31 protein-coding genes are annotated in these 26680 nt (G+C 56.4%); 23 read left to right on the top strand and 8 right to left on the bottom strand.

All coding sequences use genetic code 11. The annotated features are described in order from the left end of the window. Positions 1–66 precede the first annotated feature (66 nt). The 4 genes from FS690_RS15850 (at position 67) to FS690_RS15835 (ending at position 2745) form a co-directional block, all read left to right on the top strand. Positions 67–237, top strand: coding sequence for a YhfG family protein (locus FS690_RS15850; RefSeq protein ID WP_071669295.1), 171 nt, complete (start codon positions 67–69; stop codon positions 235–237). Then, positions 227–820 (top strand): putative adenosine monophosphate-protein transferase Fic, encoded by a 594-nt coding sequence (locus FS690_RS15845; RefSeq protein WP_039380904.1) that lies wholly within the window; start codon positions 227–229, stop codon positions 818–820. The genes FS690_RS15850 and FS690_RS15845 overlap by 11 nt, the downstream gene beginning before the upstream one ends. Positions 821–861: 41 nt before the next feature. Continuing rightward, on the top strand, positions 862–1437 hold the full coding sequence (pabA, locus tag FS690_RS15840) for an aminodeoxychorismate synthase component 2 (protein WP_039380901.1): 576 nt from the start codon (positions 862–864) through the stop codon (positions 1435–1437). Positions 1438–1524: 87 nt separating this feature from the next. Further along, positions 1525–2745 carry an aspartate aminotransferase family protein gene (locus tag FS690_RS15835; RefSeq protein ID WP_039380899.1) on the top strand — a complete coding sequence of 407 codons (1221 nt, stop codon included), beginning with the start codon at positions 1525–1527 and terminating at the stop codon, positions 2743–2745. On the opposite strand, the gene FS690_RS15830 is transcribed toward FS690_RS15835, so the two are convergent. Then, the gene (locus FS690_RS15830; RefSeq protein ID WP_108570289.1) at positions 2746–4821 is read right to left on the bottom strand and encodes a YccS/YhfK family putative transporter; all 2076 of its coding nucleotides are present in this window, start codon (positions 4819–4821) and stop codon (positions 2746–2748) included. Between the two features lie 60 nt (positions 4822–4881). Beyond that, on the bottom strand, positions 4882–5514 hold the full coding sequence (gene crp / locus FS690_RS15825) for a cAMP-activated global transcriptional regulator CRP (protein WP_000242755.1): 633 nt from the start codon (positions 5512–5514) through the stop codon (positions 4882–4884). 290 nt (positions 5515–5804) lie between these two features. Between crp and FS690_RS15820 the strand changes: the two genes are divergently transcribed. After that, positions 5805–6209: an OsmC family protein gene (locus tag FS690_RS15820; RefSeq protein WP_108570290.1), complete on the top strand. Its 405-nt coding sequence runs from the start codon at positions 5805–5807 to the stop codon at positions 6207–6209. A gap of 127 nt (positions 6210–6336) precedes the next feature. Here FS690_RS15820 and FS690_RS15815 read toward each other — a convergent pair whose 3' ends face one another. The 3 genes from FS690_RS15815 to FS690_RS15805 form a co-directional block, all read right to left on the bottom strand. Continuing rightward, positions 6337–7206: a phosphoribulokinase gene (locus tag FS690_RS15815; RefSeq protein WP_145339888.1), complete on the bottom strand. Its 870-nt coding sequence runs from the start codon at positions 7204–7206 to the stop codon at positions 6337–6339. Positions 7207–7267: 61 nt separating this feature from the next. Further along, the gene (locus tag FS690_RS15810) at positions 7268–7486 is read right to left on the bottom strand and encodes a YheU family protein (RefSeq protein ID WP_039380886.1); all 219 of its coding nucleotides are present in this window, start codon (positions 7484–7486) and stop codon (positions 7268–7270) included. Beyond that, positions 7483–8505 (bottom strand): hydrolase, encoded by a 1023-nt coding sequence (locus tag FS690_RS15805; RefSeq protein ID WP_039380883.1) that lies wholly within the window; start codon positions 8503–8505, stop codon positions 7483–7485. Before FS690_RS15805 ends, FS690_RS15810 begins: the two co-directional genes overlap by 4 nt. Before the next feature lie 60 nt (positions 8506–8565). Here FS690_RS15805 and FS690_RS15800 point away from each other — a divergent pair, with 60 nt between their 5' ends. Further along, positions 8566–9168, top strand: a complete 603-nt coding sequence (locus FS690_RS15800; RefSeq protein WP_039380881.1) for a LysE family translocator — start codon at positions 8566–8568, stop codon at positions 9166–9168. Between the two features lies 1 nt (position 9169). On the opposite strand, the gene FS690_RS15795 is transcribed toward FS690_RS15800, so the two are convergent. After that, positions 9170–10150, bottom strand: a complete 981-nt coding sequence (locus FS690_RS15795; RefSeq protein WP_094111207.1) for a LacI family DNA-binding transcriptional regulator — start codon at positions 10148–10150, stop codon at positions 9170–9172. Positions 10151–10383: 233 nt separating this feature from the next. Here FS690_RS15795 and tauA point away from each other — a divergent pair, with 233 nt between their 5' ends. From tauA to tauD, 4 genes are read left to right on the top strand one after another with little or no spacing between them, the layout of a single operon-like run. Next, complete coding sequence (gene tauA, locus FS690_RS15790) at positions 10384–11364, top strand: taurine ABC transporter substrate-binding protein (protein ID WP_108570291.1); 981 nt, start codon at positions 10384–10386, stop codon at positions 11362–11364. A gap of 10 nt (positions 11365–11374) precedes the next feature. Then, complete coding sequence (gene tauB, locus FS690_RS15785; protein ID WP_145339887.1) at positions 11375–12142, top strand: taurine ABC transporter ATP-binding subunit; 768 nt, start codon at positions 11375–11377, stop codon at positions 12140–12142. Further along, positions 12139–12969, top strand: coding sequence for a taurine ABC transporter permease TauC (tauC, locus tag FS690_RS15780; RefSeq protein WP_145339886.1), 831 nt, complete (start codon positions 12139–12141; stop codon positions 12967–12969). Before tauB ends, tauC begins: the two co-directional genes overlap by 4 nt. Beyond that, a complete protein-coding gene (tauD, locus tag FS690_RS15775; RefSeq protein WP_145339885.1) occupies positions 12966–13805 on the top strand; it encodes a taurine dioxygenase in 840 nt (279 codons plus the stop codon). Before tauC ends, tauD begins: the two co-directional genes overlap by 4 nt. Positions 13806–13960: 155 nt before the next feature. On the opposite strand, the gene FS690_RS15770 is transcribed toward tauD, so the two are convergent. Continuing rightward, entirely contained in the window at positions 13961–15865 is a 1905-nt protein-coding gene (locus FS690_RS15770) for an ABC transporter ATP-binding protein (RefSeq protein WP_145339884.1), read from the bottom strand. Between the two features lie 115 nt (positions 15866–15980). Here FS690_RS15770 and kefG point away from each other — a divergent pair, with 115 nt between their 5' ends. From kefG to slyD, 4 genes are all read left to right on the top strand, one after another. Beyond that, a complete protein-coding gene (kefG, locus tag FS690_RS15765) occupies positions 15981–16532 on the top strand; it encodes a glutathione-regulated potassium-efflux system ancillary protein KefG (RefSeq protein WP_039380859.1) in 552 nt (183 codons plus the stop codon). Then, entirely contained in the window at positions 16532–18334 is a 1803-nt protein-coding gene (gene kefB / locus FS690_RS15760) for a glutathione-regulated potassium-efflux system protein KefB (RefSeq protein WP_094111211.1), read from the top strand. Before kefG ends, kefB begins: the two co-directional genes overlap by 1 nt. A 95-nt stretch (positions 18335–18429) precedes the next feature. Then, positions 18430–18624: a YheV family putative zinc ribbon protein gene (locus FS690_RS15755; protein ID WP_039380854.1), complete on the top strand. Its 195-nt coding sequence runs from the start codon at positions 18430–18432 to the stop codon at positions 18622–18624. 196 nt (positions 18625–18820) lie between these two features. After that, positions 18821–19363, top strand: coding sequence for a peptidylprolyl isomerase (slyD, locus tag FS690_RS15750; protein ID WP_104086026.1), 543 nt, complete (start codon positions 18821–18823; stop codon positions 19361–19363). Between the two features lie 62 nt (positions 19364–19425). Here the strand turns inward: slyD and FS690_RS15745 are convergent, their stop codons facing one another. Then, positions 19426–19644: a protein SlyX gene (locus tag FS690_RS15745; RefSeq protein ID WP_039380849.1), complete on the bottom strand. Its 219-nt coding sequence runs from the start codon at positions 19642–19644 to the stop codon at positions 19426–19428. Between the two features lie 279 nt (positions 19645–19923). Between FS690_RS15745 and fkpA the strand changes: the two genes are divergently transcribed. The 9 genes from fkpA to FS690_RS15700 form a co-directional block, all read left to right on the top strand. Next, positions 19924–20754: an FKBP-type peptidyl-prolyl cis-trans isomerase gene (gene fkpA, locus FS690_RS15740; protein ID WP_104086027.1), complete on the top strand. Its 831-nt coding sequence runs from the start codon at positions 19924–19926 to the stop codon at positions 20752–20754. A 192-nt stretch (positions 20755–20946) separates the two neighbouring features. Further along, complete coding sequence (locus FS690_RS15735; RefSeq protein ID WP_065648594.1) at positions 20947–21669, top strand: transcriptional regulator; 723 nt, start codon at positions 20947–20949, stop codon at positions 21667–21669. After that, positions 21669–22055, top strand: a complete 387-nt coding sequence (gene tusD / locus FS690_RS15730) for a sulfurtransferase complex subunit TusD (RefSeq protein ID WP_108570293.1) — start codon at positions 21669–21671, stop codon at positions 22053–22055. Before FS690_RS15735 ends, tusD begins: the two co-directional genes overlap by 1 nt. Further along, on the top strand, positions 22055–22414 hold the full coding sequence (gene tusC, locus FS690_RS15725; protein ID WP_039380838.1) for a sulfurtransferase complex subunit TusC: 360 nt from the start codon (positions 22055–22057) through the stop codon (positions 22412–22414). The genes tusD and tusC overlap by 1 nt, the downstream gene beginning before the upstream one ends. Positions 22415–22423: 9 nt before the next feature. Beyond that, on the top strand, positions 22424–22711 hold the full coding sequence (gene tusB / locus FS690_RS15720; protein ID WP_039380837.1) for a sulfurtransferase complex subunit TusB: 288 nt from the start codon (positions 22424–22426) through the stop codon (positions 22709–22711). A 124-nt stretch (positions 22712–22835) separates the two neighbouring features. Next, positions 22836–23210: a 30S ribosomal protein S12 gene (gene rpsL / locus FS690_RS15715; protein WP_010616440.1), complete on the top strand. Its 375-nt coding sequence runs from the start codon at positions 22836–22838 to the stop codon at positions 23208–23210. Between the two features lie 96 nt (positions 23211–23306). After that, entirely contained in the window at positions 23307–23777 is a 471-nt protein-coding gene (gene rpsG, locus FS690_RS15710; RefSeq protein ID WP_007886246.1) for a 30S ribosomal protein S7, read from the top strand. A gap of 93 nt (positions 23778–23870) precedes the next feature. After that, entirely contained in the window at positions 23871–25985 is a 2115-nt protein-coding gene (gene fusA, locus FS690_RS15705) for an elongation factor G (RefSeq protein WP_039380834.1), read from the top strand. A 69-nt stretch (positions 25986–26054) separates the two neighbouring features. Beyond that, positions 26055–26680: GTP-binding protein (locus FS690_RS15700; RefSeq protein WP_145339883.1), on the top strand; the 626-nt coding region annotated here is incomplete at its 3' end.

Here is a 26680-nt window from a genome sequence, read left to right as displayed (position 1 = left end):
ACCGCGCTCCGGCAAAGCCAGAATTTGCTCTTATACTTAGGGCAAATCTTGTCAGCCGGAGGCGCTATGCCGCAAAAACTCACTGAAAAACAGAAAGCCACTTTGTGGCTGCAGCGTCGTGCTGCCAGCTATCAGGCCAGCTGCAGGCTGTCTGGTTATACCCTGACTGAGCCTGCGGTCACCGCTGAGCAGGCGGAAGATCGGCTTGCTTCGCTGAGGAGGCAGTATGGCGGATAATTCACTGGCGGTACGCGATCCCTACCTGTGGCACAACGATGATGTGCTGAAAAACCGGCTGGAAATTCATGATGCCGCGCAGCTGCGCAAGGCGGAGCTGGCGTTCAGTGCCGCGCGGCTGGCGACGCTGGATCCAGGTCCGCGTACACCGGGTCTGCCGCGTTTACGCCATATTCATCGCACGCTGTTTCAGGATCTCTACAGCTGGGCGGGCGAACTCCGCACCATCGATATCTGGCGCGACGAGACCCCTTACTGCCACTGCGAATACATTGAGAAAGAGGGCAATGCGCTGATGAGCGCGCTGGAGGAGGAGCAGGGGCTGACCGAACTTGATACAGACGCCTTTGTGGCCCGTCTGGCACATTACTACTGTGAACTCTATGTACTGCATCCGTTCCGGGCGGGCAACGGACGCGCTCAGCGCATCTTTTTTGAGCAGCTGGCGCTGCACGCCGGCTATCTGCTGGAGTGGGATCGGCTGGAGCCGGAGCCGTGGCAGAAGGCAATTCGCGAAGCGGTCGCGGGCGATCTCGCCGCGCTGACCGCGCAGCTGACAAAAGTGGTAAGCCCGGCGCGATAAAGTGCGTAGAATAGCGGCGGTTTGATCGACCTGAGGTCATGATGCTGCTGCTGCTTGATAACTACGACTCTTTTACCTGGAACCTTTACCAGTATTTTTGCGAGCTGGGCGCGCAGGTGCGCGTGGTGCGTAATGACGCTATCTCGCTGGCTGAGATGGCGGCATTGCCGCTAAGCCATCTGGTTATCTCCCCTGGGCCCTGCACGCCCGACCAGGCGGGTATTTCTCTGGATGCCATTCGCTATTTTGCCGGGCGGCTGCCGGTGCTGGGGGTGTGCCTCGGACATCAGGCCATCGCTCAGGCCTTTGGCGGAAAGGTGGTACGTGCGCGTCAGGTCATGCACGGGAAAACCTCGCCGGTACGCCACACTGGCGAAGGCGTGTTTCGCAACCTCGCTAATCCACTCACTGTAACGCGCTATCACTCACTGATTGTGGCGGATGGATCGCTGCCTGACGCGTTTGAGATCACCGCCTGGAGCCTGCGTGATAATCAGCCCGATGAAATCATGGGCTTTCGTCACCGCACGCTGCCGCTGGAAGGCGTGCAGTTTCACCCCGAAAGCGTGCTCAGCGAGCAGGGCCATCAGCTGCTGAAAAATTTCCTTGAACGCTAACTTCCGTTTGCCATTCCGTGATTTTTTATGCATATTCCGTGATTATAATTTCATTTAAGATCACTCAATAGCCGGATGAGGTCAGCAATGGCAGCGGAAAACATAGCGGTAACCCGGGAGACGTTTGATAACGTCATTTTGCCTGTTTATGCACCTGCGCAGTTTGTGCCCGTAAAGGGCAAAGGCAGCCGCGTCTGGGATCAGCAGGGTAAAGAGTATATCGACTTCTCCGGCGGTATAGCGGTCACCGCGCTGGGTCACTGCCATCCGGCGCTGGTTGAGACGCTGAAGCGCCAGGGCGAAACGCTGTGGCACACCAGTAATGTTTTTACCAACGAGCCGGCGCTGCGTCTGGCGACGAAGCTGATTGCTGCTACCTTCGCCGACCGCGTATTTTTTGGCAATTCCGGTGCAGAAGCTAACGAAGCGGCGTTCAAGCTGGCGCGCTACTACGCCTGTAAAAAGCACTCGCCGTTCAAAAGTAAGATCATCGCGTTTCACAACGCTTTCCACGGCCGCACGCTGTTTACCGTCTCCGTTGGCGGACAGCCTAAATACTCTGACGGCTTCGGCCCCAAACCGGCCGATATCGTCCACGTCCCGTTTAACGATCTGGCGGCGGTAAAAGCCGTGATTGATGATCATACCTGCGCGATCGTTGTTGAACCGATTCAGGGTGAGGGCGGCGTGATGCCGGCAACGCCGGAATTTATGCAGGGACTGCGTGCGCTGTGCGATGAGCATAACGCGCTGCTGGTGCTGGATGAAGTACAGAGCGGCATGGGGCGCAGCGGCAAGCTGTTCAGCTATGAACACTACGGTATTCAGCCTGACATTCTTACGACGGCGAAAGCGCTGGGCGGCGGCTTCCCGGTGAGCGCGATGCTGACCACGCATGAGATCGCTTCCGTCATGGCGCCCGGCGTACATGGCACTACCTACGGCGGCAATCCGCTCGCCTGCGCGATTGCAGAAACCGCGCTGGATATCATTAACACGCCGGCGGTGCTGGCTGGGGTGGAGGCGCGGCGGCAGCAGTTTACCGACGCGCTGAGGGCGCTGGATAGTGAGCTGGATATCTTTAGCGAAATTCGCGGAAAGGGTCTGCTGATGGGCGCGGTACTGAAACCGGAACATGCCAGTAAAGCCCGCGATATTCTCAATGCGGCAGCGGCAGAAGGCGTAATGATTCTGACCGCCGGCAGCGATGTGATCCGCTTTGTGCCGTCGCTGGTTATCACTCCGGAGGAGATCGACGCCGGAATGACGCGCTTTGCGGCCGCGCTGCGCAGGGTTATTGCCGCCTGACTATCCTTTCGGACGAATAGCCCGCAGCCAGCGGCCATGATGCGGTCGCTGGCTCCACGCCAGAGACGAGATGGTGTGCATGACGCTGAGATGCTGCAAAATGCGTTTAACATGCTGCTCGACAATCGTCACCGGCCCCTCATGCAGGTTTTCCGGCGCCTCCATAACGTTGCTCTCACTGCCCGGTCCGTCGTAGGTCAGCCGCTGCTGACAGCGCTGCAGGGCAATTTCGCACGACTGCAGATAGCGCTCTGCCAGAGCCGGGGTCAGCATGGTGTGCTCACGCGCCAGAATAGTCATGGCGTTAATATGCTCTACGATAAACTGACTGTGCGTGACCCACAGCCGCATATCCTTCAGATACTGCGCGTTAAAACCGGGCTCGCTGGTCGCCTGATTCAGCGCATTAAACAGCGCGTTATGCGCCTGGTTAACCTTTACCCGCTGGTAAGCCAGTTTTTCCGGCGCGTGATCCGGCCCCAGCAGCATGCGCAGCGCCTCCTGATACGCTTCCAGCGCATCGTGCGCATTCTGGCGCAGCAGACCACTCTGCCACTGCGGCCATAGCCAGATCATACCGGCGAAGGCGATCAGACAGCCCATCAGCGTATCCATCATCCGCGGCAGCAGGAACTGAGCACCATTCAGCGACAGCAGCTGCAGCGAGTAGACCGCCGTCACGGTGAAGCCAATCATCGACCAGCCATAATATTTGCGCGTCACCAGATAACTGGCCAGCGTGATTGCCAGCATAAACAGCAGCGCGATCGATTCCGGTACGGCGAAGCGCAGCGATGCGGCGGCAATCAGCAGCCCGGCAAAGGTGCCGAGCGCCCGGTGCTGAATGCGCACGCGCGTGGCGCTGTAGCCGTTCTGGCTGACAAACATAATGGTCATCAGGATCCAGTAGGGCTTGGGAATATTAAAAAACAGCGCAACCGAGCTGCCAAACATCAGCATAACGGCAAAGCGGGCCGCGCTGCGCAGCGCGCCGGACCTGAAGGACAGATAGCTGCGCAGAGCGGGCAGCAGCGGCAGGCGCCGCTGGCGATCGGCCATCAGGTCGCGCGTATAGAGCGGTTTCTGGGTGCGCAGCACGCGGGCGATGCGGCTGAAATGGTAAAGGCAGAAGTGGCCAACCGGATTATCCGGATGCTGCCGCGCAATTTTTTCCAGCGCGCCGAGCGGCTTTTCCATCTGAAAGCGGGCGGGCAGCTGGTGATAGAGAATGGCATCGGCCAGCAGCCTGAGCTGTGCCGAAATGGTTTTTGCATTCCAGCGGATAACCGCTTCCGCATGACTCTGTTCTACCAGCTTTTGCACTTTCTCCGGCTGATGCAGGCTGACAGCGATATGCTCCTGCAGATCCAGCGCCACCTGAAAAGCGCGCGTCAGCCGCTTATGGCTGTTATCGCGGCTGGCAGAAAGCATATGCATCTGCTGATAGCAGGTGGTGATCAGGTCAACCGCTTTCTGCTGGCGCGCCAGCAGCGGCGGCAGCGCTTTTTCCGGATCGGTCAGCTGCGTCAGCAGGGTATATTTGGCATCGCAGTAGTCAGCCAGCTCACGATAGAGCAGGCTCAGCGTTTCACGCATGGGCTGCTCTTTCCACAGCCAGTACCAGAACCAGTTAAACAGGCCATACCAGAACGTGCCGCCGATATAGAGCAGCGGCGGCACCCAGATCGGCATGCGCCCTACCAGACTCAGCGTAAAGATCGCTGCAATCAGCGTGCCGGGCAGCAGACGCCCGTGCAGCGGACTGATTTCGCCCGTCACGCCAATCAGCAGCGGCAGCGCCAGCATAATAAGCGGCAGCGGAACCGCGGCGTTGGTGAGGTACTGGATCAGAAAACTGCCGGTGGCGAAAAGCGTACCGCCCACGATCAGGCGTTTGAAAAAGCGTTTATGCGGCGTATCAAGGCCGGCAATATTGCAGCATGCGGGGACCAGCGAGAACAGCAGGCCTTTTTGCAGATCGCCACACAGCCATCCCAGCGCGACAGGCAGGCACAATACCAGCGTCTGACGCAGAGCGTAATTGACTTCGGGATGATAGATGATTCGGCGCCACATCAGCTTATCGCAAACAGAAACGGCGTGATGGTGCCATCACGCCGTGGGGGGTGAAACAGCTTAGCGGGTGCCGTAAACGACGATGGTTTTACCGTGTGCGGAGATCAGGTTCTGATCCTCCAGCATTTTCAGGATGCGACCAACGGTTTCCCGTGAGCAACCCACGATCTGACCAATCTCCTGACGGGTAATTTTAATCTGCATACCGTCGGGGTGGGTCATGGCATCCGGCTGTTTAGCCAGATTAAGCAGCGTCTGCGCAATACGGCCGGTAACATCCAGGAAAGCCAGGTTACCCACCTTTTCTGATGTCACCTGCAGGCGACGTGCCATCTGCGCCGACAGGCGCATCAAAATATCCGGGTTAACCTGAATCAGCTGACGAAATTTTTTGTAGGAAATTTCAGCAACTTCACAGGCTGTTTTCGCACGCACCCAGGCACTGCGCTCCTGGCCCTCTTCAAACAGGCCGAGTTCGCCGATGAAATCTCCCTGATTCAGATAGGAGAGGATCATCTCTTTGCCTTCTTCATCTTTAATCAGTACCGCAACGGAACCTTTAACGATGTAGTAGAGCGTTTCTGCTTTTTCACCCTGATGGATCAGCGTGCTTTTGGATGGATATTTGTGAATATGGCAATGGGACAGGAACCATTCGAGTGTAGGGTCTGTTTGCGGTTTGCCGAGAACCATTCGCTATTATCCTCTATTGTAATCGTGCCCAAAACACAGGGGCATTCATTCCCTGTCAGGCGATGAAATCGTCCAGCGCGTCCTGTTAATAAAAATTATCCGGGCGGATGTGTAAGCTCTGCTTTTGATTCTGCCCGTCCTCATCAGCCACGACGAAGAAATTTTCAGCTCTGTTTGTAGCACAGCTTTTGCAGGCTGTCTTGTGTTGTCTCGCTTCAGCAGGCGGGCGATTGCTGTTTGCCGGATGAACGCGTACTCTGGCGCAAAACGCCGCTTCAGGAGAAAGAATAATGCAGGCACGTGTGAAATGGGTGGAAGGGCTGACCTTTCTCGGAGAATCCTCATCAGGACATCAGTTATTAATGGACGGGAATTCAGGCGATAAAGCGCCAAGTCCGATGGAGATGGTACTGATGGCCGCCGGCGGCTGCAGCGCGATTGATGTGGTCTCGATTCTGCAAAAAGGGCGTAATGACGTGGCTGACTGTGAGGTCAAACTGACTTCAGAGCGGCGCGAAGAAGCACCACGTATTTTTACACAGATTAACCTGCATTTTATCGTCAGCGGCAAAGCGCTGAGCGAGAAAGCGGTGGCACGGGCGGTTGATCTGTCGGCAGAAAAATATTGCTCAGTGGCAATCATGCTTGGCAAAGGGGTGGAGATCACCCACAGTTATGAAGTGGTCGCGCAGTAATCGGTGCCGGTGCGCATAAATGCGCACCCTACGATGGCTGGTGCTGTCATTTGTGAAACATGGCACTATACCCTGCAGGGTCGCCATTTATGGCGACCGATGCCACATAGTCTGGCAGATATGGCCTCTACTCTATCCGTTTTCCTTCAATCAGCCGCTGCACCAGTGGCATCATGATCAGCTCCATCGCCAGTCCCATTTTGCCGCCCGGTACCACCAGCGTATTCATATGCGAAATAAACGATCCCTGAATCATCGCCAGCAGATAGGGGAAAGCGATACCTTCCAGGCCGCGAAAATGGATCACGACAAAACTCTCATCCAGTGAGGGGATCTCGCGCGCCGCGAACGGGTTAGAGGTATCAACTGTCGGTACCCGCTGAAAGTTAATGTGCGTGCGCGAAAACTGCGGCGTGATGTAGTTGATATAATCTTCCATCGACCGTACCACGGAGTCCATCACCGCTTCGCGCGAATGGCCCCGTTCGCTGGTATCGCGTACCAGTTTCTGTATCCACTCAAGATTGACGATCGGCACCACGCCCACCAGCAGATCAACATGCTCCGCCACGTTATGCTGCTGCGTAACCACTCCGCCGTGCAGACCCTCGTAAAACAGCACATCAGTATTCTCCGGCAGCGGCTGCCAGGGAGTAAAGGTGCCCGGCACCTGATTCCACGGCACGGCCTCATCATAGGTGTGCAGATATTTGCGCGACTCTCCGATGCCGCTTTCGCCATAGCGCCGGAACGTCTGCTCCAGCAGGCCAAAGTCATTGGCGTCCGGACCAAAATAGCTGATGTGACGACCCAGATCGCGTGCTTTGCGGATCGCCATATCCATTTCCGGCCGGGTATAGCGATGAAAACTGTCGCCTTCTACTTCGGCTGCATGCAGCCCCAGCTGCTGAAAAATTTTACGGAACGCAAGGCTGGTTGTCGTGGTACCGGCTCCGCTGGAGCCGGTAACGGCGATAACGGGGTGTCTGGCTGACATACGGGTGCTCCCTGTGAGGTCGGGCGATGAGCATTGTTACCATGAATTATCCGGCAGTGCATCAGCCGCGAAACTCGCGCCGCGGCATAATATTGACCGTTTCATGCAGCTCAGACCAGACCAGCACCACCTCGCCCTGCTGCAGCTGGCGGCGCACGTCGGCTACCTTCTGCGCCAGGCTGCGCTCCTGCTCACCGTAGTCAGTGCCTTCGCGCAGAACAAAACTTTCAATCAGGTTTTCCAGCGTTGTTACATCCAGTTCCTGCCACGGAATAATCACAATTGCCCATCCAGATAAGTTGAGAGCCACTCCGGCACGCGCTGCTCCAGCCACATATGCGGTTGAAGCAGGCTGCCGCCGACAAAGCCAACGTGTCCACCCTGCTGCGTCAGCTGATACTCAATTGTGGCAGACAATTGCTGCGGCTGCGGGATCACCGCATCTGTCATAAAGGGATCGTCTTTGGCGTGGATGATCAGCATCGGCTTGCGCACGCCGGTTAACAGCGGCAGGGCGCTGGCGCGCTGATAATAATCGCTGGCGTCAAGAAAGCCGTGCGCCCGGGCGGTGATCGCATCGTCAAACTCGCGCAGGCGGCGAAACGCGCGCAGCTGCAGTACATCAACCGGCAGCGTGCCGGGCCAGGCGCGCAGTTTGCGCAGCGCATTCTTTTTCAGCTGCGTCAGCAGATAGTGCTGGTAGAAGCGGGAGAAGCCGATATCGAGCTTTTCACTGCAGGGGGCGAGCGCCAGCGGCGCTGATATCGCCACGGCCGCATCCAGCGGTGCCTCATTGCCCTGCAGGCCCAGTAAACAGGCGAGCATGTTACCGCCCAGCGACACCCCTACCGCAGCTGTCGGCACGCTGCCCCATTCACGCCGCAGCCAGTGCAGGAAATAGGTCGCGTCTTCCGTTTCACCGGAGTGATAGATGCGCTGCAGCCGGTTAGGTTCGCCGCTGCAGCCGCGAAAGTGCATCACCACGCCAAGCCAGCCGCGCGCTTTGCACGCCTGCATCAGGCCGTGTGCATAAGGGCTGCGAAAATGGCCTTCGAGCCCGTGGAACATCACCATGCGCGGTTTGTGTCGCGCGCCGGCCGGATCTTCGCTCCAGGCGAGATCGACAAAGTCGCCATCCGGCAGCTCCAGCCGCTGCCAGTGTGGTTTAAGCGTGACGCGACGCCGTAGCAGGCGCGGCAGCAGGGTCTGCAAATGCGCATTGCCGAAGCCGCGCAGCGGAATAAAGGGATTGCCGGTGGGGCAATCTAAATAACCAGGGATAGTGCTTGTCTGATGCATAACTCGCTGATAGCTTCGATGGGTTGTCTGCTTTTAAGGATGAGGAGCATCCGGATACTCATGGAACTCAGTCTTTTTTTGTCGATGTTAGGGTTTCTCTGGGTCGCGGCCATCACGCCGGGGCCCAATAATATGTTACTTACGGCCTCAGGTGCTAATTTTGGCTTTCTGCGCACGCTACCGCTGCTTATTGGTATCATGCTGGGTATGCAGGTGATGTTGCTGATGGTGGCATTTGGCATTGGCGGACTGATCCTGCTCTATCCGTCGCTGCATCTGGTACTGAAGATTGCCGGCAGTCTCTATCTGCTCTGGCTGGCGTGGAAAATCGCGACGGCCGCCTATGAGACGCTGGAAACCGAAGACCGTTCGGTAAAGCAGATGCCGTTCTGGCAGGGCGGACTGCTGCAACTGATCAATCCTAAAGCCTGGCTGATGGCGCTGGGGGCGATAGCGAGTTTCAGCCTGGCAGGAGCTGCCTATCAGCACTCTGTGGTTGCGATCAGCATGGGCATGGCGCTGGTGAATCTGGTATCCGGCCTGATCTGGATGGGATTTGGTTCACTGATTGGCCGCCTGCTGCATAGCCCGCGTGCCTGGAAGCTGTTCAACCTCGCGATGGGCGCACTGACCGCTGCCTGTGTGCTGCTGATCTGGCGCTAGATTAGCTGGATGCGCGCTCCAGACGCTGCCAGGGCAGGACTTCATGCACAATGGCAGCATGCGGCTGGCGAATGCGGTTCAGCAGCAGCTGTACGCTGCGGGCGCCCATCTGATTCATCGGCTGCGCAATGGTGGTCAGCGGCGGATTCAGGCTGCTGGTAAACGGAATACCGTCAAAACCTACCACGGCCAGATCCTCCGGAACGCGCAGTCCCGCTTCCAGCGCGGCGTGAATAACGCCAACGGCCAGCACATCTGACACGGTAAAAATGGCATCGGGCGGAGAGGGCTGTGCCAGCAGCGCATGCAGCGCGGCGCTGCCCGCTTCGCAGGAGATATTCTCCGCATACGCCACGCGATCCCACGTCATATTCAGCGCCTTCAGCGCCTCGCGGTAGCCGCTCTCACGCTGATGTGAATAGAGATAGCGCATGTCGCAGTTGACCAGCGCAATCTGTTTTCGGCCCTTTCCGGCCAGGTAGCGGACCGTCTCAAAGGCCGCCTGCCGGTTATCAATAGTCACGCTGGATGCATTAATAGAGGGATCGTATTCAGCACACTGCACCCACGGCGCATCACCAATCAAATCTTTCAGCCCCTGCAGACAGGCGGCGGCATCCATTGTGATCACGCCATCGACGACCTTGCCAGCCAGCAGCGCCAGATAGGCGGTTTCGCGCCGCAGCTGAGAGGCGCTGTTGCAGAGCAAAATGTGATAGCCCTGCGCCTCCGCCTCCGCTTCAATCCCCTGCACCACGCGCGAACAGAAGGGGTTGGTAATATCTGAAATCAGCACCAGCAGCATGTTGCTTTGCGCCGTGCGCAGCTGGCGCGCCAGCAAATTAGGCTGGTAGTCACACGCGCTGATCGCTGCCAGCACTTTACTGCGCGTATCGGGACGCACGCCGGGATGCTGGTTCAGAACCCGGGAAACGGTAGCTTTTGATACGCCCGCCAGGTGCGCGACTTTTTCGATGGACATGGAGATAACAACCGCTATTCAGGTGATGAAATCAGGTAGAGATCAATAACACAGTAGCGATGTGAGCGCCTGACAAATTTGTCACCGTTTCTGTCCGGCCTATTTGCTTTTTTTGCATAGCCTTGCCTGATGTTGATCTAAGAACTGATTGGCATGAGGGATAATTTTTAATTCCTTTATGAAACTTTCACCGCTGGCGACACTGCCGTCATAACTTCACTTCGGGGAACAGGATGATGGCAATGCAAAAAACAATAATCTCGCTGGCAGCAGTACTGGGACTGATAGCGTTTCAGGCACGGGCAGTCAACGTCACCGTGGCGTACCAGACCTCCGCAGAGCCTGCCAAAGTCGCTCAGGCGGATAACACCTTTGCCCGTGAGAGCGGAGCAACCGTGGACTGGCGCAAATTTGACAGCGGCGCCAGCGTGCTGCGTGCGCTGGCGTCCGGCGATGTGCAGATTGGCAATATTGGCTCCAGTCCGCTGGCGGTCGCTGCCACACAGCAGCTGCCGATTGAAGCGTTTCTGCTTGCATCACAGCTGGGTAACTCCGAGGCGCTGGTCGTGAAAAAAGGGATCAGCGATCCGAAACAGCTCATCGGCAAACGTATTGCCGTACCTTTCATCTCCACCACGCATTACAGCCTGCTGGCGGCGCTGAAGCACTGGGGCATTAAGCCCTCACAGGTGCAGTTAGTGAACCTGCAACCGCCTGCGATTGTTGCCGCCTGGCAGCGTGGCGATATTGACGGCGCGTACGTCTGGGCCCCGGCCGTTAATGAGCTGGAAAAAGAGGGCCACGTGCTGACCGACTCCTCGCAGGTGGGACAGTGGGGCTCACCAACGCTCGATGTCTGGGTGGTGCGTAAAGATTTTGCGCAGCAGCATCCGGAGGTGGTTACTGCGTTTGCCCGCAGCGCCATTGATGCACAGCAGGCCTATCTCGCCCAGCCCGAACAGTGGCTGAAGCAGCCGGATAACCTGAGCAAGCTGTCGCGCCTGAGCGGCGTACCGGAAGGGGATGTGCCGGGTCTGGTTAAAGGCAATACCTATCTGACGGCGCAACAGCAGGTTGAGCAACTCGGCAAGCCGGTGAATAAAGCCATTGTTGATACCGCGCACTTCCTGAAAGAGCAGGGGCGGGTGCCGGAAGCGGCCAGCGACTACAGCAGCTTTGTGACCACCCGCTTTGTTGCACCTTTAGCGAAATAACGGAGGCCATATGCTCAGCATCACGCATCTCAACGCACGTTACGCCGGTCAGCCCGCGCTGCAGGATATCAACCTGCAGCTGGATAGCCGTGAATTGCTGGTGGTGCTGGGTCCATCCGGCTGTGGCAAAACCACGCTGCTGAACCTGATTGCCGGTTTTCTGCCGCTGGAGTCCGGCAGCATTACGCTCGATGGCAAAGCGGTGACCGGGCCAGACGCCAGCCGCGGCGTGGTGTTTCAGAACGAAGGGCTGCTGCCGTGGCGCAATGTGATCGATAACGTGGCATTTGGCCTGCAGCTGGCCGGTATGGCAAAAGCGGAGCGCCATGCCGTTGCCCGCCGGCTGATTCGCAACGTCGGACTGGAGGGGGCAGAAAAGCGTTTTATCTGGCAGCTCTCCGGGGGGCAGCGTCAGCGCGTGGGGATTGCGCGTGCGCTGGCGGCCGATCCGCAGCTGCTGCTGTTAGATGAGCCCTTTGGCGCGCTGGATGCGTTTACCCGCGAGCAGATGCAAACCCTGTTGCTGACGCTGTGGCGCGACACCGGCAAGCAGATCCTGCTGATTACCCATGACATAGAAGAAGCGGTGTTTCTGGCCAGCGAACTGGTGCTGCTGTCGCCCGGACCGGGGCGCATAGTGGAACGGCTCAGGCTCAATTTTGGTCAGCGCTTCGCGGATGGCGAACCGTGCCGCAGCATCAAATCCGATCCGGCGTTTATCGAACGTCGTGAATATGTGCTGAATCAGGTGTTTGCCCGGCGGGAGGCGTTTGTATGAGTGCAGTTATTGATGAGAAACGCGGTGCAGCGCGCACCCGCGGCCTGCGCTGGCCGCTGTCACGCCAGCTGTCGCTTAGCCTGCTGAGCATCGCGCTGCTACTGCTGGTGTGGTGGGGCGTGACGGCGCTGGGGCTGATTGCGCCGCTGTTTCTGCCCGCGCCGCAGCAGGTGCTGCAGAAACTGCTGCTGATTGCCAGTGCGCAGGGCTTTATGGACGCCACGCTGTGGCAGCATCTGGCCGCAAGCCTGACGCGCATGTTGGTGGCGCTGTTTTTTGCCGCGCTGATTGGTATCCCGACCGGCATTGCGATGGGACTGAGCCCGGCGCTGCGCGGGCTGCTCGATCCGCTGATTGAGCTTTACCGGCCGGTGCCGCCGCTGGCCTACCTGCCGCTGATGGTGATCTGGTTTGGTATTGGTGAAACCTCAAAGATTTTACTTATCTATCTGGCGATTTTTGCGCCGGTGACGCTGGCCACGCTGGCTGGCGTGAAAAACTGCCGGCAGGTCCGCGTGCGCGCGGCACAGGCGCTTGGCGCATCCCGCTGGCAATTGCTGCGCTTTGTGATCCTGCCGGGCGCGCTGCCGGAGATCCTGACCGGTCTGCGTATCGGGCTGGGCGTCGGCTGGTCAACGCTGGTGGCTGCAGAGCTTATCGCTGCCACGCGGGGCCTGGGGTTTATGGTGCAGTCGGCAGGAGAGTTTCTTGCTACGGATGTGGTACTGGCGGGTATCGGCGTCATTGCCGTTATCGCATTTAGTTTAGAAGTGGGTCTGCGCGCGCTGCAACGCCGCCTGACGCCCTGGTATGGAGAGCAGCAATGAACGAACGTCTTACTTTTACCGCGCTGGGCCCCTGGATCGGTGCGCAGGTCAGCGATGTCGATCTCAGCCGTCCGCTGAGCGATGCGCAGTTTGAACAGCTCTATCACGGCCTGCTGCGCCATCAGGTGCTGTTTTTACGCAACCAGGTGATTACGCCGCAGCAGCAGCGGGCGCTGGCGGTGCGTTTTGGCGATCTGCATATTCATCCGGTCTATCCGCATGCGGCTGGCGTGGAAGAGATCATCGAGCTGGATACCCATCAGGATAATCCGCCGGATAACGACAACTGGCATACCGATGTCACCTTTATTGAAACGCCGCCGGCCATTGCTCTGCTGGCCGCGAAACTGCTGCCGGAAAGCGGGGGCGATACGCTCTGGAGCAGCGGAATTGCCGCTTATGAAACCCTTTCTGAGCCGGTTAAGCAGCTGCTGAGCGGGTTACAGGCGGAGCACGATTTTAAGAAGTCGTTTCAGGAGTATAAATATCGCCGCACGCCGGAGGAGCATCAGCGCTGGCAGCAGGCGGTGGCTAAGCATCCCCCGGTCCGGCATCCGGCGATCCGCACCCATCCGGTCAGCGGGCGTAAGGCGCTGTTTGTGAACGAGGGGTTTACCACGCGTCTGCTGGGCGTCAGTGAAAAAGAGAGCGACGCGCTGCTGAACTATCTGTTTGCGCACGCCACGAAGCCGGAGTTTCAGGTGCGCTGGCGCTGGCAGGAGAACGATATCGCTATCTGGGATAACCGCATGACGCAGCATTACGCTAATGCCGATTACTATCCGGCGCGCAGGATTATGCATCGCGCGACGGTGCTGGGGGATGTGCCGTTTTAACCCGTTGCGGTGATGAGCCAGGTCGGCATAAATGCCGCCCCTACAAAAGAGACAGATCCGTCATGGAGACGTTCATTGCGGTGATGGGCTGGACGGCATGAATGCCAACCCTGCAGAAGAGAGAAAAGCTGCAGGGTCGGCATAGATGCTGGCCGCTAATTCGCCAGCATCTGTTCCAGCTGCTCCTGCGCATCCAGCCACGCCATTTCGACGTCTTCCAGCGCCGATTTGCTCTCCGCCTGGCGCTGCAGGGCGGCGGTTAAATCGGCTTTGCGGCTTTGATCGTAAATCGCGCTGTCGGCCAGCAGGGCTTCAGCCTCGCTCAGCTGACTCTGCCACTTAGCCATCTGCTTCTCCAGCTTCTCAATCTCTTTGCGCAGCGGCTGCGTCTGCGCGCGCAGCTCAGCATCACGACGCTTCTGATCTTTGCGCGACTGAGCGCTATTGGCATTATCCTGCTTTGGTGCGGCATCCTGCTGCGCCTGCTGCTTTTGCAGGTCGCTCAGCCACTGCTGATAATCATCCAGATCGCCGGCAAACACGTCCACTTTGCGGTCGTGGACCAGATAGAGATCGTCAGTGGTGGAGCGCAGCAGATGCCGGTCATGCGACACCACCACCAGCGCGCCTTCAAAGTCGATAAGCGCTTCGGTCAGCGCCTGACGCATGTCGAGATCGAGATGGTTAGTTGGCTCATCCAGCAGCAGCAGGTTGGGGCGCTGCCAGACGATGAGCGCCAGCACCAGGCGCGCTTTTTCGCCGCCGGAAAAACGCGCGGTGGCTTCGCTGACTTTATCGCCCTGAAAGCCAAAACCGCCCAGGTAATCGCGCAGCTGCTGCTCCAGTACGGCTGGCGCGATACGCGCCAGATGCTGCAGCGGTGACTCCTCAGCGCGCAGATACTCAAGCTGGTGCTGCGCGAAATAGCCGAGCTTAATGCCTTTCGCCAGACCCACTTTGCCCTCCAGCGGATCGATTTCTCCCGCCAGCAGCTTGATTAGCGTAGATTTACCCGCACCGTTTCGGCCCAGCAGACCAATACGGGATCCCGGCACCAGATTGAGCTTGATCGCGTCAAGAATAATGCGATCGCCATAACCTGCCGTGACCTTTTCCATTTTCAGCAGCGGGTTGGGCAGGCTTTCCGGCGCGCGGAAGCTGAAGCTGAACGGGTTATCCACGTGCGCTGGCGCAATCAGCTCCATGCGCTCCAGCATCTTAATGCGGCTCTGCGCCTGTTTGGCTTTGGTCGCCTGGGCGCGGAAGCGATCAATATACTTCTGCAGGTGCGCCACTTTTTCCTGCTGGCTTTGATAGAGCGCCTGCTGCTGCGCCAGTTTAGCGACGCGCTGCCGCTCAAAAGAGCTGTAGTTGCCGGTATATTCAATCAGCGTCTGCTGCTCAATATGAATAATTTTATCCACCACCGGATCGAGAAAGTCGCGGTCGTGTGAGATCAGAATCAGCGTGCCTTCATAGCTTTTCAGCCAGCGCTCCAGCCAGATCACGGCGTCAAGATCGAGGTGGTTAGTCGGCTCATCCAGCAGCAGTAAATCGGAGCGGCACACCAGCGCCTGCGCCAGGTTGAGACGCATGCGCCAGCCGCCGGAGAAGTCGCTGACCGGCCGCATCAGCTGCTCCTGACTAAAGCCCAGACCGTGCAGCAGACTGGCCGCGCGCGCGTGTATACTCCACGCCTGAATCGCATCCAGCTTGCCGTGCAGCAGCGCAATCGCGTTGCCATCATCGCGCGCGTTGGCATCCGCTAATTCAGATTCAAGCTGACGATATTCGCGGTCGCCGTCGATAACATATTCCAGCGCGGCTTTACTCAGCGCTGGCGTCTCCTGGTTGACCCACGCCAGCGCCCAGCTGCCGGGGAAGGTGACGCTGCCGGCATCGCTGCTGATTTCACCTTTAAGCAGCGACAGCAGGGTGGATTTGCCGCAGCCGTTTTTACCCACCAGGCCCACTTTCTGGCCGGGGTTAATGGTTGCGGTTGCGTTGTCCAGCAGCACAGTGGTGCCGCGTCGTATCTGTAGTGCGGAAAAGACAATCATAGGCGCCGTGTCGTCAGAATATGGTAATTTATCGGCAACATAATTCGATAATGTTTAGTTGCGTTGAGCATGGTAGCGGAATTCCGCTGCGGTGACGACGCTTTGGAGGGGAAGGATGTCGCAGCCACCAAAAGTTTTGCTGCTTTACGCCCATCCGGAGTCACAGGATTCGATCGCCAATCGGGTTTTGCTGCAGTCGGCCAGGGAACTTGAACACGTCACCGTGCACGATTTATATGCGCACTATCCGGATTTTTTTATAGATATTCACTATGAACAGCAGCTGCTGCGTGACCATGAGATCGTCGTATTTCAGCATCCGCTCTATACCTACAGCTGTCCTGCCCTGCTGAAAGAGTGGCTGGATCGCGTACTGTCGCGTGGTTTTGCCAGCGGCGTGGATGGGAACGCGCTGGAGGGGAAATACTGGCGCAGCGTAGTGACCACCGGTGAGCCTGAAGCGGCCTACCATCACGACGGCCTGAACCGCTATCCGATGAGCGATATTATGCGGCCATTTGAGCTGACGGCGCAGATGTGCCGTATGCACTGGATGACACCGATGGTGATTCACTGGGCGCGGCGGCAGACGCCTGAAACGCTGCGTCATTTTGCCCGCGCCTACGGCGACTGGCTCGCGTCACCACTGCCGCAGGGAGGAGTGTAATGCAAGGTGAAACGTTACTGACAGCGGGCGTCATCTATCTGGTGGCGGCGGTGCTGGTGGTGCCTGTTGCTGCCCGGCTGGGAATTGGTGCCGTGCTGGGTTATCTGCTCGCAGGTATTGCGATCGGCCCGTGGGGGCTGGGCTTTATCAGCGATGTGGATGAGATCCTGCACTTCTCCGAGCTGGGCGTCGTGTTTCTGATGTTTATCATTGGCCTGGAGCTGAATCCAGCCAAACTTTGGTCACTGCGACGCTCAATTTTCGGCGTCGGCGCGGCGCAGGTGATATTTTCTGCGGCGATCCTCGGTGTGCTGCTCTGGCTAAGTGACTTCAGCTGGCAGGCGGCCGTGATAGGCGGTATCGGTCTGGCTATGTCCTCTACGGCTATGGCGCTGCAGCTGATGCGCGATAAAGGAATGAACCGCAGCGAATCAGGACAGCTGGGCTTTTCGGTGCTGCTGTTTCAGGATCTGGCGGTGATCCCGGCGCTCGCGCTGGTGCCGTTACTCTCCGGCGGCGACAGCGGACACGTTGACTGGCTTAAAGTTGCGATGAAAGTGCTGGCCTTTGCCGGCATGCTGGTGGGCGGCCGTTATTTACTGCGCCCTATTTTGCGCTTTATTGCCGCTTCCGGCGTCAGAGAAGTGTTTACCGCCGCCTCGCTGCTGCTGGTACTGGGCTCGGCGCTATTTATGGATGCGCTGGGCCTGTCGATGGCGCTGGGCACCTTTATCGCCGGGATCCTGCTGGCGGAGAGCGAGTACCGGCACGAACTTGAAGTGGCTATCGAGCCGTTCAAAGGGTTGCTGCTGGGCCTGTTCTTTATCTCTGTTGGTATGGCGCTGAACCTTGGCGTGCTCTATACGCATATCGTGGCTATTTTGATCGGCGTACTGGCGCTGGTGGCGATAAAAGCGCTGGTGCTCTACGTGCTGGCGCGCATTTACGGTCTGCGCAGTTCAGAGCGTCTGCAGTTTGCCGGTGTGCTCAGCCAGGGCGGCGAATTTGCGTTTGTCCTGTTCTCCGCCGCGTCATCCGCCCATCTGTTCAGCGGCGATCAGCTGCCGCTGCTGCTGGTCACGGTGACCCTCTCGATGATGACAACCCCGCTGCTGATGCAGGGCGTGGATAAGATTCTGGCTCGTCGCTTTAATGACAAAGACGACAGTGATGAGAAGCCCTTTGTTGAGGACGATCAGCCGCAGGTTATTGTGGTGGGTTTTGGCCGCTTTGGGCAGGTGGTAGGGCGTCTGCTGATGGCTAACAACAAGCGCATTACGGTGCTGGAGCGGGATATCTCTGCGGTCAGCCTGATGCGCAAGTATGGCTATAAAGTTTACTACGGTGACGCCACCGAGCTGGAGCTGTTGCGGGCCGCAGGCGCAGAGAATGCGCAATCTATTGTTATTACCTGCAGCGATCCCGAAGATGCCATGACCATTGTGCACCTCTGCCAGCACCATTTTCCGCAGCTGGAGATTCTGGCGCGGGCGCGCGGGCGCGTCGAGGCGCACGAACTGCTGCAGGCAGGCGTCACGCTATTCTCCCGTGAAACGTTCTCCAGTGCGCTGGAGCTTGGTCGCAAGGCGCTGATCTCTCTTGGCATGCATCCTCATCAGGCGCAGCGTGCGCAGCAGCATTTCCGCCGGCTGGATATGCGCATGCTGCGTGAGCTGATGCCAGGCCATGATGACAGCGTGCAGGTCTCCCGCGTGCGTGAAGCGCGACGCGAACTGGAGGATATCTTCCAGCGCGAGATGCAGCATGAAAAGCGGCAGATAAATGGCTGGGATGATGAGTAAGCCGGCAGCCTGGGCTATTCAGGGCCATCGCTGCAATTTGCGGTGTGCAGGGTATACACTTAAGGTTTCCGTGAACAACAGGCGGGCAGGAAAAAATGCGTAAACGTTTTATCGCCGGTGCGGTCTGTCCGCACTGTCAGGAAAAAGACACCCTGGCCATGTGGCGCGAAAACAGTGTCGATGTGGTGGAATGCGTAAAATGCGGACATCAGATGCGCGAGGCCGATAAGCAGGCGCGCGATCAGATCCGCAGTAATGAGCAGGTGATCGGCATTTTTCATCCCGAGTAGCGTGCCGGCACAGCTTTTTTTACGCTTAGACTTACAGTGGTGTTGAATTCCGTTACAATCGGCGCCACTAATGCTGAATGGTCTGCATATTCTGCAGGATAAAATCTGTTCAGCTTTAAACCTTTCTGGTTGGTTATTGCACGCAAAAATAGACCAATGAGACGGGATCCTTAGTTCTCAACGGTTAGGAGATATCATGAAAGTAGCAAAAGACCTGGTGGTGAGCCTGGCGTATCAGGTTCGTACCGAAGATGGCGTGTTGGTTGACGAGTCACCGGTAAGTGCACCGTTAGACTATCTGCACGGTCATGGTTCCCTGATTTCTGGTCTGGAAAAAGCGCTGGAAAATCACGCGGTCGGCGACAAGTTTGACGTGCATATCCCGGCAAATGACGCTTATGGCCAGTATGATGACAATCTGGTACAGCGCGTACCTAAAGATGTCTTCATGGGTGTGGATGAGCTGCAGGTTGGCATGCGCTTCCTGGCAGAAACCGACCAGGGCCCGGTGCCGGTTGAAATCACTGAAGTAGAAGATGAGCACGTTGTGGTTGATGGTAACCATATGCTGGCTGGTCAGAACCTGAACTTCAACGTGGAAGTGGTTGCTATCCGCGAAGCCACGGAAGAAGAGCTGGCGCACGGTCACGTGCATGGCGCAGATGGTCATCATCACGACCACGACCACGACCACGACCACGACCATGGTCACGGCGGCGGTTGCGGCTGCAACCACTAAGCGTTGCCGGTACAAAAAGGCCACCTGCGGGTGGCCTTTCTGTTTTCTGCTGCCGGCAGGTATTAATAATGCGGCGGAGGTGTCTCTTCCGACGGCGAAGCAACCATCGAGGGCGCTGCCGCTTTAACTTTGTCGACCAGCAAGCGAACATGTTCCCGCAGCCTGCTCATCTCCAGTTCATGTTCGACCACCGTCTGATTAAGCTGCTCAATGGTGTCTTCCTGAAAAGCCAGCTTGCTCTCCAGCGCTTCAAGGCGCCGATCCCAGTCTGTCTGTTGCATCGTTACTCCTCCTGTCATCGTACTGCGCATTGATATGAACCGGCGTGATTCTACGGCCTTTACGGTCAGAATCACCTGATATTTACCCGGCGTTTATCTCCTGCCATTGAATTTACCCGCAGCGCCTACATCTCAGATGAAACTTCCTGAAGCAAAAAAGGTCGGAGGTTAACCGGGTAATTACACTGCGGGAGTGTTCGTTACTGCCGCGTAAAGTTATAGTGTGGACCACTGTCCGCAATGATTCCCGAGGTTTGAAGCTTCGGTTTTGGAGAAAGGATGAAATCACTGTTTAAAGTCACATTGTTAGCTACCACTATGGCTGTCGCACTTAATGCACCGCTGGCGATGGCAGCAGAAACCGCTGCAGCTCCGGCTGACGCGGCGCAGGCTGCGCCACAGGCACCAAAAAATGCTGCTTTCAAAAACGAAGATCAGCAATCTGCCTATGCACTGGGTGCTTCGCTGGGTCGCTACATGGACAACTCTCTGAAGGAACAGGAGAAACTGGGCATCAAACTGGACAAAGATCAGCTGATTGCTGGTGTTCAGGACGCGTTTGGCGGTAAAAGCAAACTCTCTGACCAGGAGATCGAACAGACTCTGCAGGCCTTTGAAGGTCGCGTGAAGGGTGCTGCTCAGGCGAAGCTGGAAAAAGATGCAAAAGAGAATGCTGACAAAGGCAGCGCTTTTGCTGAAAAATTCGCGAAAGAGAAGGGCGTGAAGAAGACCGAATCTGGTCTGCTCTATCAGGTTGAGAAAGAGGGCAGCGGCGCCGCACCTAAAGATAGCGACACTGTTGTGGTCAATTACAAAGGTACGCTGATCGACGGCACCGAGTTTGATAACTCTTACACCCGTGGCGAACCGCTCTCTTTCCGTCTGGATGGCGTCATTCCGGGCTGGACTGAAGGCCTGAAGCACGTGAAAAAAGGTGGCAAGATCAAACTGGTGATCCCGCCGAACCTCGCCTACGGCAAAAATGGCGTACCGGGTATTCCGGCTAACTCCACGCTGGTGTTTGATGTTGAACTGCTGGATATCAAAGCAGCACCAAAAGCGGATGAAAAAGCACAGGCTCCGGCCGCTGCTGAGAAAAAAGCACAGTAATCGCTCTGTTCTGCCGCCTTCGGGCGGCAGTTCCCTCTGCATTCCCCCGCACGTTCAATTCCTGCTGCATATGTGCAAAGCTCTGGCTAAAGCGGACGACATTTGCCAGACTAACGCCTGCATAATGATCATAAGATGAGTCTGCCCCAATGCTGTCGCGACAGGCTCCAGCCACGTAGGGTAATGTCTTCGATGTCTAATCCATTTAATCCCGGTGAACTGACTGACTTCGATTTACTGGAGCAGCGCCCTTTTGAGCAAGCAGATTACGATATTCTCAAATCTTACGAGGCAGTGGTCGACGGTCTGGCGATGCTGATTGGCTCGCACTGCGAAATCGTGCTGCACTCGCTGGAAGATCTGAAATGTTCAGCTGTGCGTATTGCTAACGGCGAACATACGGGGCGCAAAGTCGGATCGCCGATTACCGATCTGGCGCTGCGCATGCTGCATGATATGCATGGCGCTGACAGCAATGTCTCCCGCGCCTACTTTACGCGCGCCAAAAGCGGTGTCCTGATGAAATCGGTCACCATTGCTATTCGTAATCGCCAGCAGCGCGTCATTGGTTTGCTCTGCATCAATATGAATCTGGATGTACCGTTCTCGCAAATCATGTCAACCTTTATGCCGCCAGAGATGCAGCAGGTCGACTCAAGCGTAAACTTTGCCAGTTCGGTAGAAGATCTGGTGATGCAGACGCTGGAGTTCACCATTGAAGAGGTCAGCGCGGATCGCAACGTCTCTAACAACGCCAAGAACCGGCAGATCGTGCTTAATCTGTATGAGAAAGGCATTTTTGACATCAAGGATGCCATCAATCAGGTTGCCGCCCGTCTGAATATCTCGAGGCATACGGTCTATCTCTACATACGTCAGTTTAAGAACGGCGATTTTCAGGGACAGGATCGCTGATGCGCTATACCCTGCTGGTGACCGGGCCGGCTTACGGCACCCAGAACGCGACCAGCGCGCTGCTGTTTGCCCGCGCGCTGATTGCTGCAGGCCACGTGCTGGAGAGCATATTTTTTTACCGTGAAGGTGTGCTGAACGCCAGTGAGCTGAGCGCACCTGCCAGTGACGAAGCTGACATTGTGCGCAGCTGGCAGCAGCTGCACGACGCCTGCGGTGTCGCGCTTAACGTCTGCGTGGCTGCCGCGCTGCGGCGTGGCATTACCGATCGGCAGGAGGCCGCGCGTTTGCAGCTGGCGGGCAGCAATCTGCAGCCGGGTTTTGAACTCAGCGGTCTGGGTGCACTGGCTGAAGCGGCGCTCAGCTGCGATCGTCTGGTGCAATTCTGATGAACCGCGTTGCGTTCCTCTTTACCCGCGCGCCACACGGCAGCAGTGCCGGCAGGGAAGGGCTGGATGCCGTTCTGGCTACCGGCGCCCTGAGCGAAGATGTTGGCCTCTTTTTTATCGGTGACGGTGTGCTGCAGCTGACTGAGCAGCAGCAGCCGAAAACTATACTGGCGCGCGACTATATCGCCACCTTTGGTGTGCTGGCGCTTTATGATATTGAGCAGTGCTATATCTGTCAGCATTCGCTACTGGCGCGCGGAGTGAGCCTGAGCGCAGAGCGCGTGTTAACAGCCCAGGTGCTGGAGAGTGACGCATTACGCCAGACGCTTGCCTCCTTCGATCGCATTATCTGTTTTTGAGAAACTGCCATGCTTTATACGCTGATGAACTCCCCCTGGCAGTGCGACATCGAAACGCTGCTGCTGCTGCTGCGCCCGGAGGATGACCTGCTGCTGCTGCAGGATGGGGTCACCGGCGCGCTGCAGGGCAGCACAATGCTGGCCCGGCTCAGCGCGGCACCGGCTACGCTATGGGTGCTGGAAGAGGATGTTGTCGCACGCGGATTATCTGCTCAAATTTCGACCAGTGTTGCCCGTCTGGACTATACTGGATTCGTTGCGCTGACGATAAAGCATCAACAGCAAGTGGCCTGGTAAACGCGAAAACCTGGTTATTTCTTGACACCCTATAGGCACAGCCCTAAAATTCTGCCTCCTCGTAGAAATGCGAGGTGATTTATTACGTGTTTACGAAGCAAAAGCTAAATCCAGGAGCTATTTAATGGCAACAGTTAACCAGCTGGTTCGCAAACCACGCGTTCGTCAGGTTGCTAAAAGCAACGTGCCAGCGCTGGAAGCTTGCCCGCAAAAACGTGGTGTTTGTACTCGTGTCTACACCACTACCCCGAAAAAACCAAACTCAGCACTGCGTAAAGTTTGCCGTGTGCGTTTGACTAACGGTTTTGAAGTTACCTCCTACATCGGTGGTGAAGGTCATAACCTGCAGGAACACTCCGTGATCCTGATCCGTGGCGGTCGTGTTAAAGACCTGCCAGGTGTGCGTTACCACACCGTTCGTGGCGCGCTGGACTGCTCAGGTGTTAAAGACCGTAAGCAGGCTCGCTCCAAGTATGGCGTGAAGAAGCCAAAGGCTTAATGGTTCTCCGTTAAGTAAGGCCAAACGTTTTAACTTTAATGTCAAAATAAACTCGTAGAGTTTTGGACAATCCTGAATTAACAACGGAGTATTTCCATGCCACGTCGTCGCGTCATTGGTCAGCGTAAAATTCTGCCGGATCCTAAGTTCGGATCAGAGCTGCTGGCTAAATTTGTAAATATCCTGATGGTAGATGGTAAAAAATCTACTGCTGAATCAATCGTCTATACCGCACTTGATACCCTGGCTCAACGTGCTGGTAAAGACGGTCTGGAAGCTTTCGAAGTTGCACTCGAAAACGTACGTCCGACTGTCGAAGTGAAGTCACGTCGCGTTGGTGGTTCAACTTACCAGGTTCCAGTTGAAGTCCGTCCGGTTCGTCGTAATGCTCTGGCAATGCGTTGGATCGTTGAAGCTGCTCGTAAACGCGGTGATAAATCAATGGCTCTTCGCCTGGCGAACGAACTTTCTGACGCTGCAGAGAACAAAGGTACTGCAGTTAAGAAACGTGAAGACGTTCACCGTATGGCTGAAGCCAACAAGGCGTTCGCACACTACCGCTGGTAACAGCAAGGTAGTTGTTATTAACCCAGCGGGCGTCCCAGTGGCTTACCTGCTGGGCTTTTTTAACTATGAACGTCTCAGAATCAGAGGAATCAAATGGCTCGTAAAACACCCATTGAGCGCTATCGTAACATCGGTATCAGTGCTCACATCGACGCCGGTAAAACTACCACTACCGAACGTGTTCTGTTCTACACCGGTGTAAACCATAAAATCGGTGAAGTACATGACGGCGCCGCAACCATGGACTGGATGGAGCAGGAACAGGAACGTGGTATTACCATCACTTCCGCTGCGACCACCTGTTACTGGTCTGGTATGGCTAAGCAGTTTGAGCCACACCACGTCAACATCATCGACACCCCGGGACACGTTGACTTCACCATCGAAGTAGAGCGCTCTATGCGTGTGCTTGATGGCGCAGTTATGGTTTACTGTGCGGTTGGTGGTGTTCAGCCACAGTCTGAAACCGTATGGCGTCAGGCTAACAAATATAAAGTTCCACGCATCGCGTTCGTTAACAAAATGGACCGCATGGGTGCTAACTTCCTGAAAGTTGTTGATCAGATGAAAGTGCGTCTGGGTGCAAACCCGGTTCCACTTCAGCTGGCAATCGGCGCAGAAGAGAAATTCACCGGTGTTGTTGACCTGGTGAAAATGAAAGCCATCAACTGGAACGATGAAGATCAGGGCGTTACCTTCGTTTACGAAGATATCCCGGCTGATATGCAGGATCTGGCTGATGAATGGCGTGCGAAGCTGGTTGAATCTGCAGCTGAAGGTTCTGACGAGCTGATGGAGAAATTCTTCGGCGGCGAAGAGCTGACTGAAGAAGAGATCAAAACGTCTCTGCGTAAGCGCGTTCTGAACAACGAAATCATCCTGGTAACCTGTGGTTCTGCATTTAAGAACAAAGGTGTTCAGGCGATGCTGGATGCGGTAGTTGAATACCTGCCAGCACCGACTGACGTTACCGCGATCAACGGTATGCTGGACGACGGTAAAGACACACCGGCTGAGCGTCACTCTGACGACAACGAGCCGTTTGCTGCGCTGGCGTTCAAAATCGCAACCGACCCGTTTGTTGGTAACCTGACCTTCTTCCGCGTTTACTCTGGCGTGGTTAACACCGGTGATACCGTGTTCAACCCGGTCAAGTCAAACCGTGAGCGTCTGGGCCGTATCGTTCAGATGCACGCTAACAAGCGTGAAGAGATCAAAGAAGTTCGTGCGGGCGACATCGCTGCTGCGATCGGCCTGAAAGATGTGACCACCGGTGACACCCTGTGTGACCCGGATAACGTCATCATCCTTGAGCGCATGGAGTTCCCGGAGCCGGTAATCTCTATCGCCGTTGAGCCGAAAACCAAAGCTGACCAGGAAAAAATGGGTCTGGCTCTGGGTCGTCTGGCGAAAGAAGACCCATCATTCCGCGTATGGACTGATGAAGAGTCTAACCAGACCATCATCGCTGGTATGGGTGAGCTGCACCTCGACATCATCGTTGACCGCATGAAGCGTGAATTCAACGTTGAAGCGAACATCGGTAAACCTCAGGTTGCGTATCGCGAAGCGATCCGCTCTAAAGTTACCGGTATTGAAGGTAAACACGCCAAGCAGTCTGGTGGTCGTGGTCAGTATGGTCATGTTGTTATCGACATGTACCCACTGGAGCCGGGTTCAAACCCGAAAGGCTACGAATTTGTTAACGACATTAAAGGTGGTGTGATTCCTGGCGAATACATCCCTGCCGTTGATAAAGGTATCCAGGAGCAGCTGAAGTCTGGTCCACTGGCGGGTTACCCGGTAGTTGATCTGGGCGTGCGTCTGCACTTCGGTTCTTACCATGACGTTGACTCCTCAGAGCTGGCGTTTAAACTGGCTGCTTCTCTTGCGTTTAAAGACGGCTTTAAGAAAGCAACCCCGGTTCTGCTTGAGCCAATCATGAAGGTTGAAGTAGAAACGCCAGAAGAGAACACCGGTGACGTTATCGGTGACCTGAGCCGCCGTCGTGGTATGCTTAAAGGTCAGGAATCTAACGCTACCGGCGTTCAGATTCACGCTGAAGTCCCGCTTTCCGAAATGTTCGGTTATGCAACTCAGCTGCGTTCACTGACAAAAGGCCGTGCTTCTTACTCCATGGAGTTCCTGAAGTACGATGATGCGCCGAACAACGTCGCTCAGGCCGTTATTGAAGCTCGTGGCAAATAAGGCTACGGTTTAAAAATTGTTAACTGATGCCTTCATCAATGATGAAGGCATAACGTAAGGATTATCGCCATGGCGAAAGAGCAATTTCAGCGTAACAAACTGCACGTAAACGTGGGCACCATCGGTCACGTTGACCACGGTAAAACCACCCTGACTGCAGCAATCACCACCGTTCTGGCTAAAACCAACGGCGGCCAGGCGCGTGCATTCGACCAGATCGACAGCACCCCTGAAGAAAAAGCGCGTGGTATCACCATCAACACTGCACACGTAGAGTACGAAACCGCAAGCCGTCACTATGCACACGTTGACTGCCCGGGACACGCCGACTACGTGAAAAACATGATCACCGGTGCTGCGCAGATGGACGGTGCAATCCTGGTTGTTGCTGCGACTGATGGCCCGATGCCACAGACCCGTGAGCACATCCTGCTGGGTCGTCAGGTTGGCGTTCCTTACATCATCGTGTTCCTGAACAAGTGCGACATGGTTGATGATGAAGAGCTGCTGGAGCTGGTTGAGATGGAAGTACGTGACCTGCTGTCACAGTACGACTTCCCGGGCGACGATACGCCAATCGTACGCGGTTCAGCGCTGAAAGCGCTGGAAGGCGACGCAGAGTGGGAAGGCAAAATCATCGAGCTGGCTGGCTACCTGGACAGCTACATCCCGGATCCGGTTCGTGCTATCGACCT

Origin of the sequence: Pantoea sp. PSNIH1 (assembly GCF_007680655.1) — a bacterium.
Taxonomy (GTDB): domain Bacteria; phylum Pseudomonadota; class Gammaproteobacteria; order Enterobacterales; family Enterobacteriaceae; genus Pantoea; species Pantoea eucrina.
The sequence above is the reverse complement of the archived record's forward strand: the minus strand, read 5'-3'. Positions and strand labels throughout refer to the sequence as shown.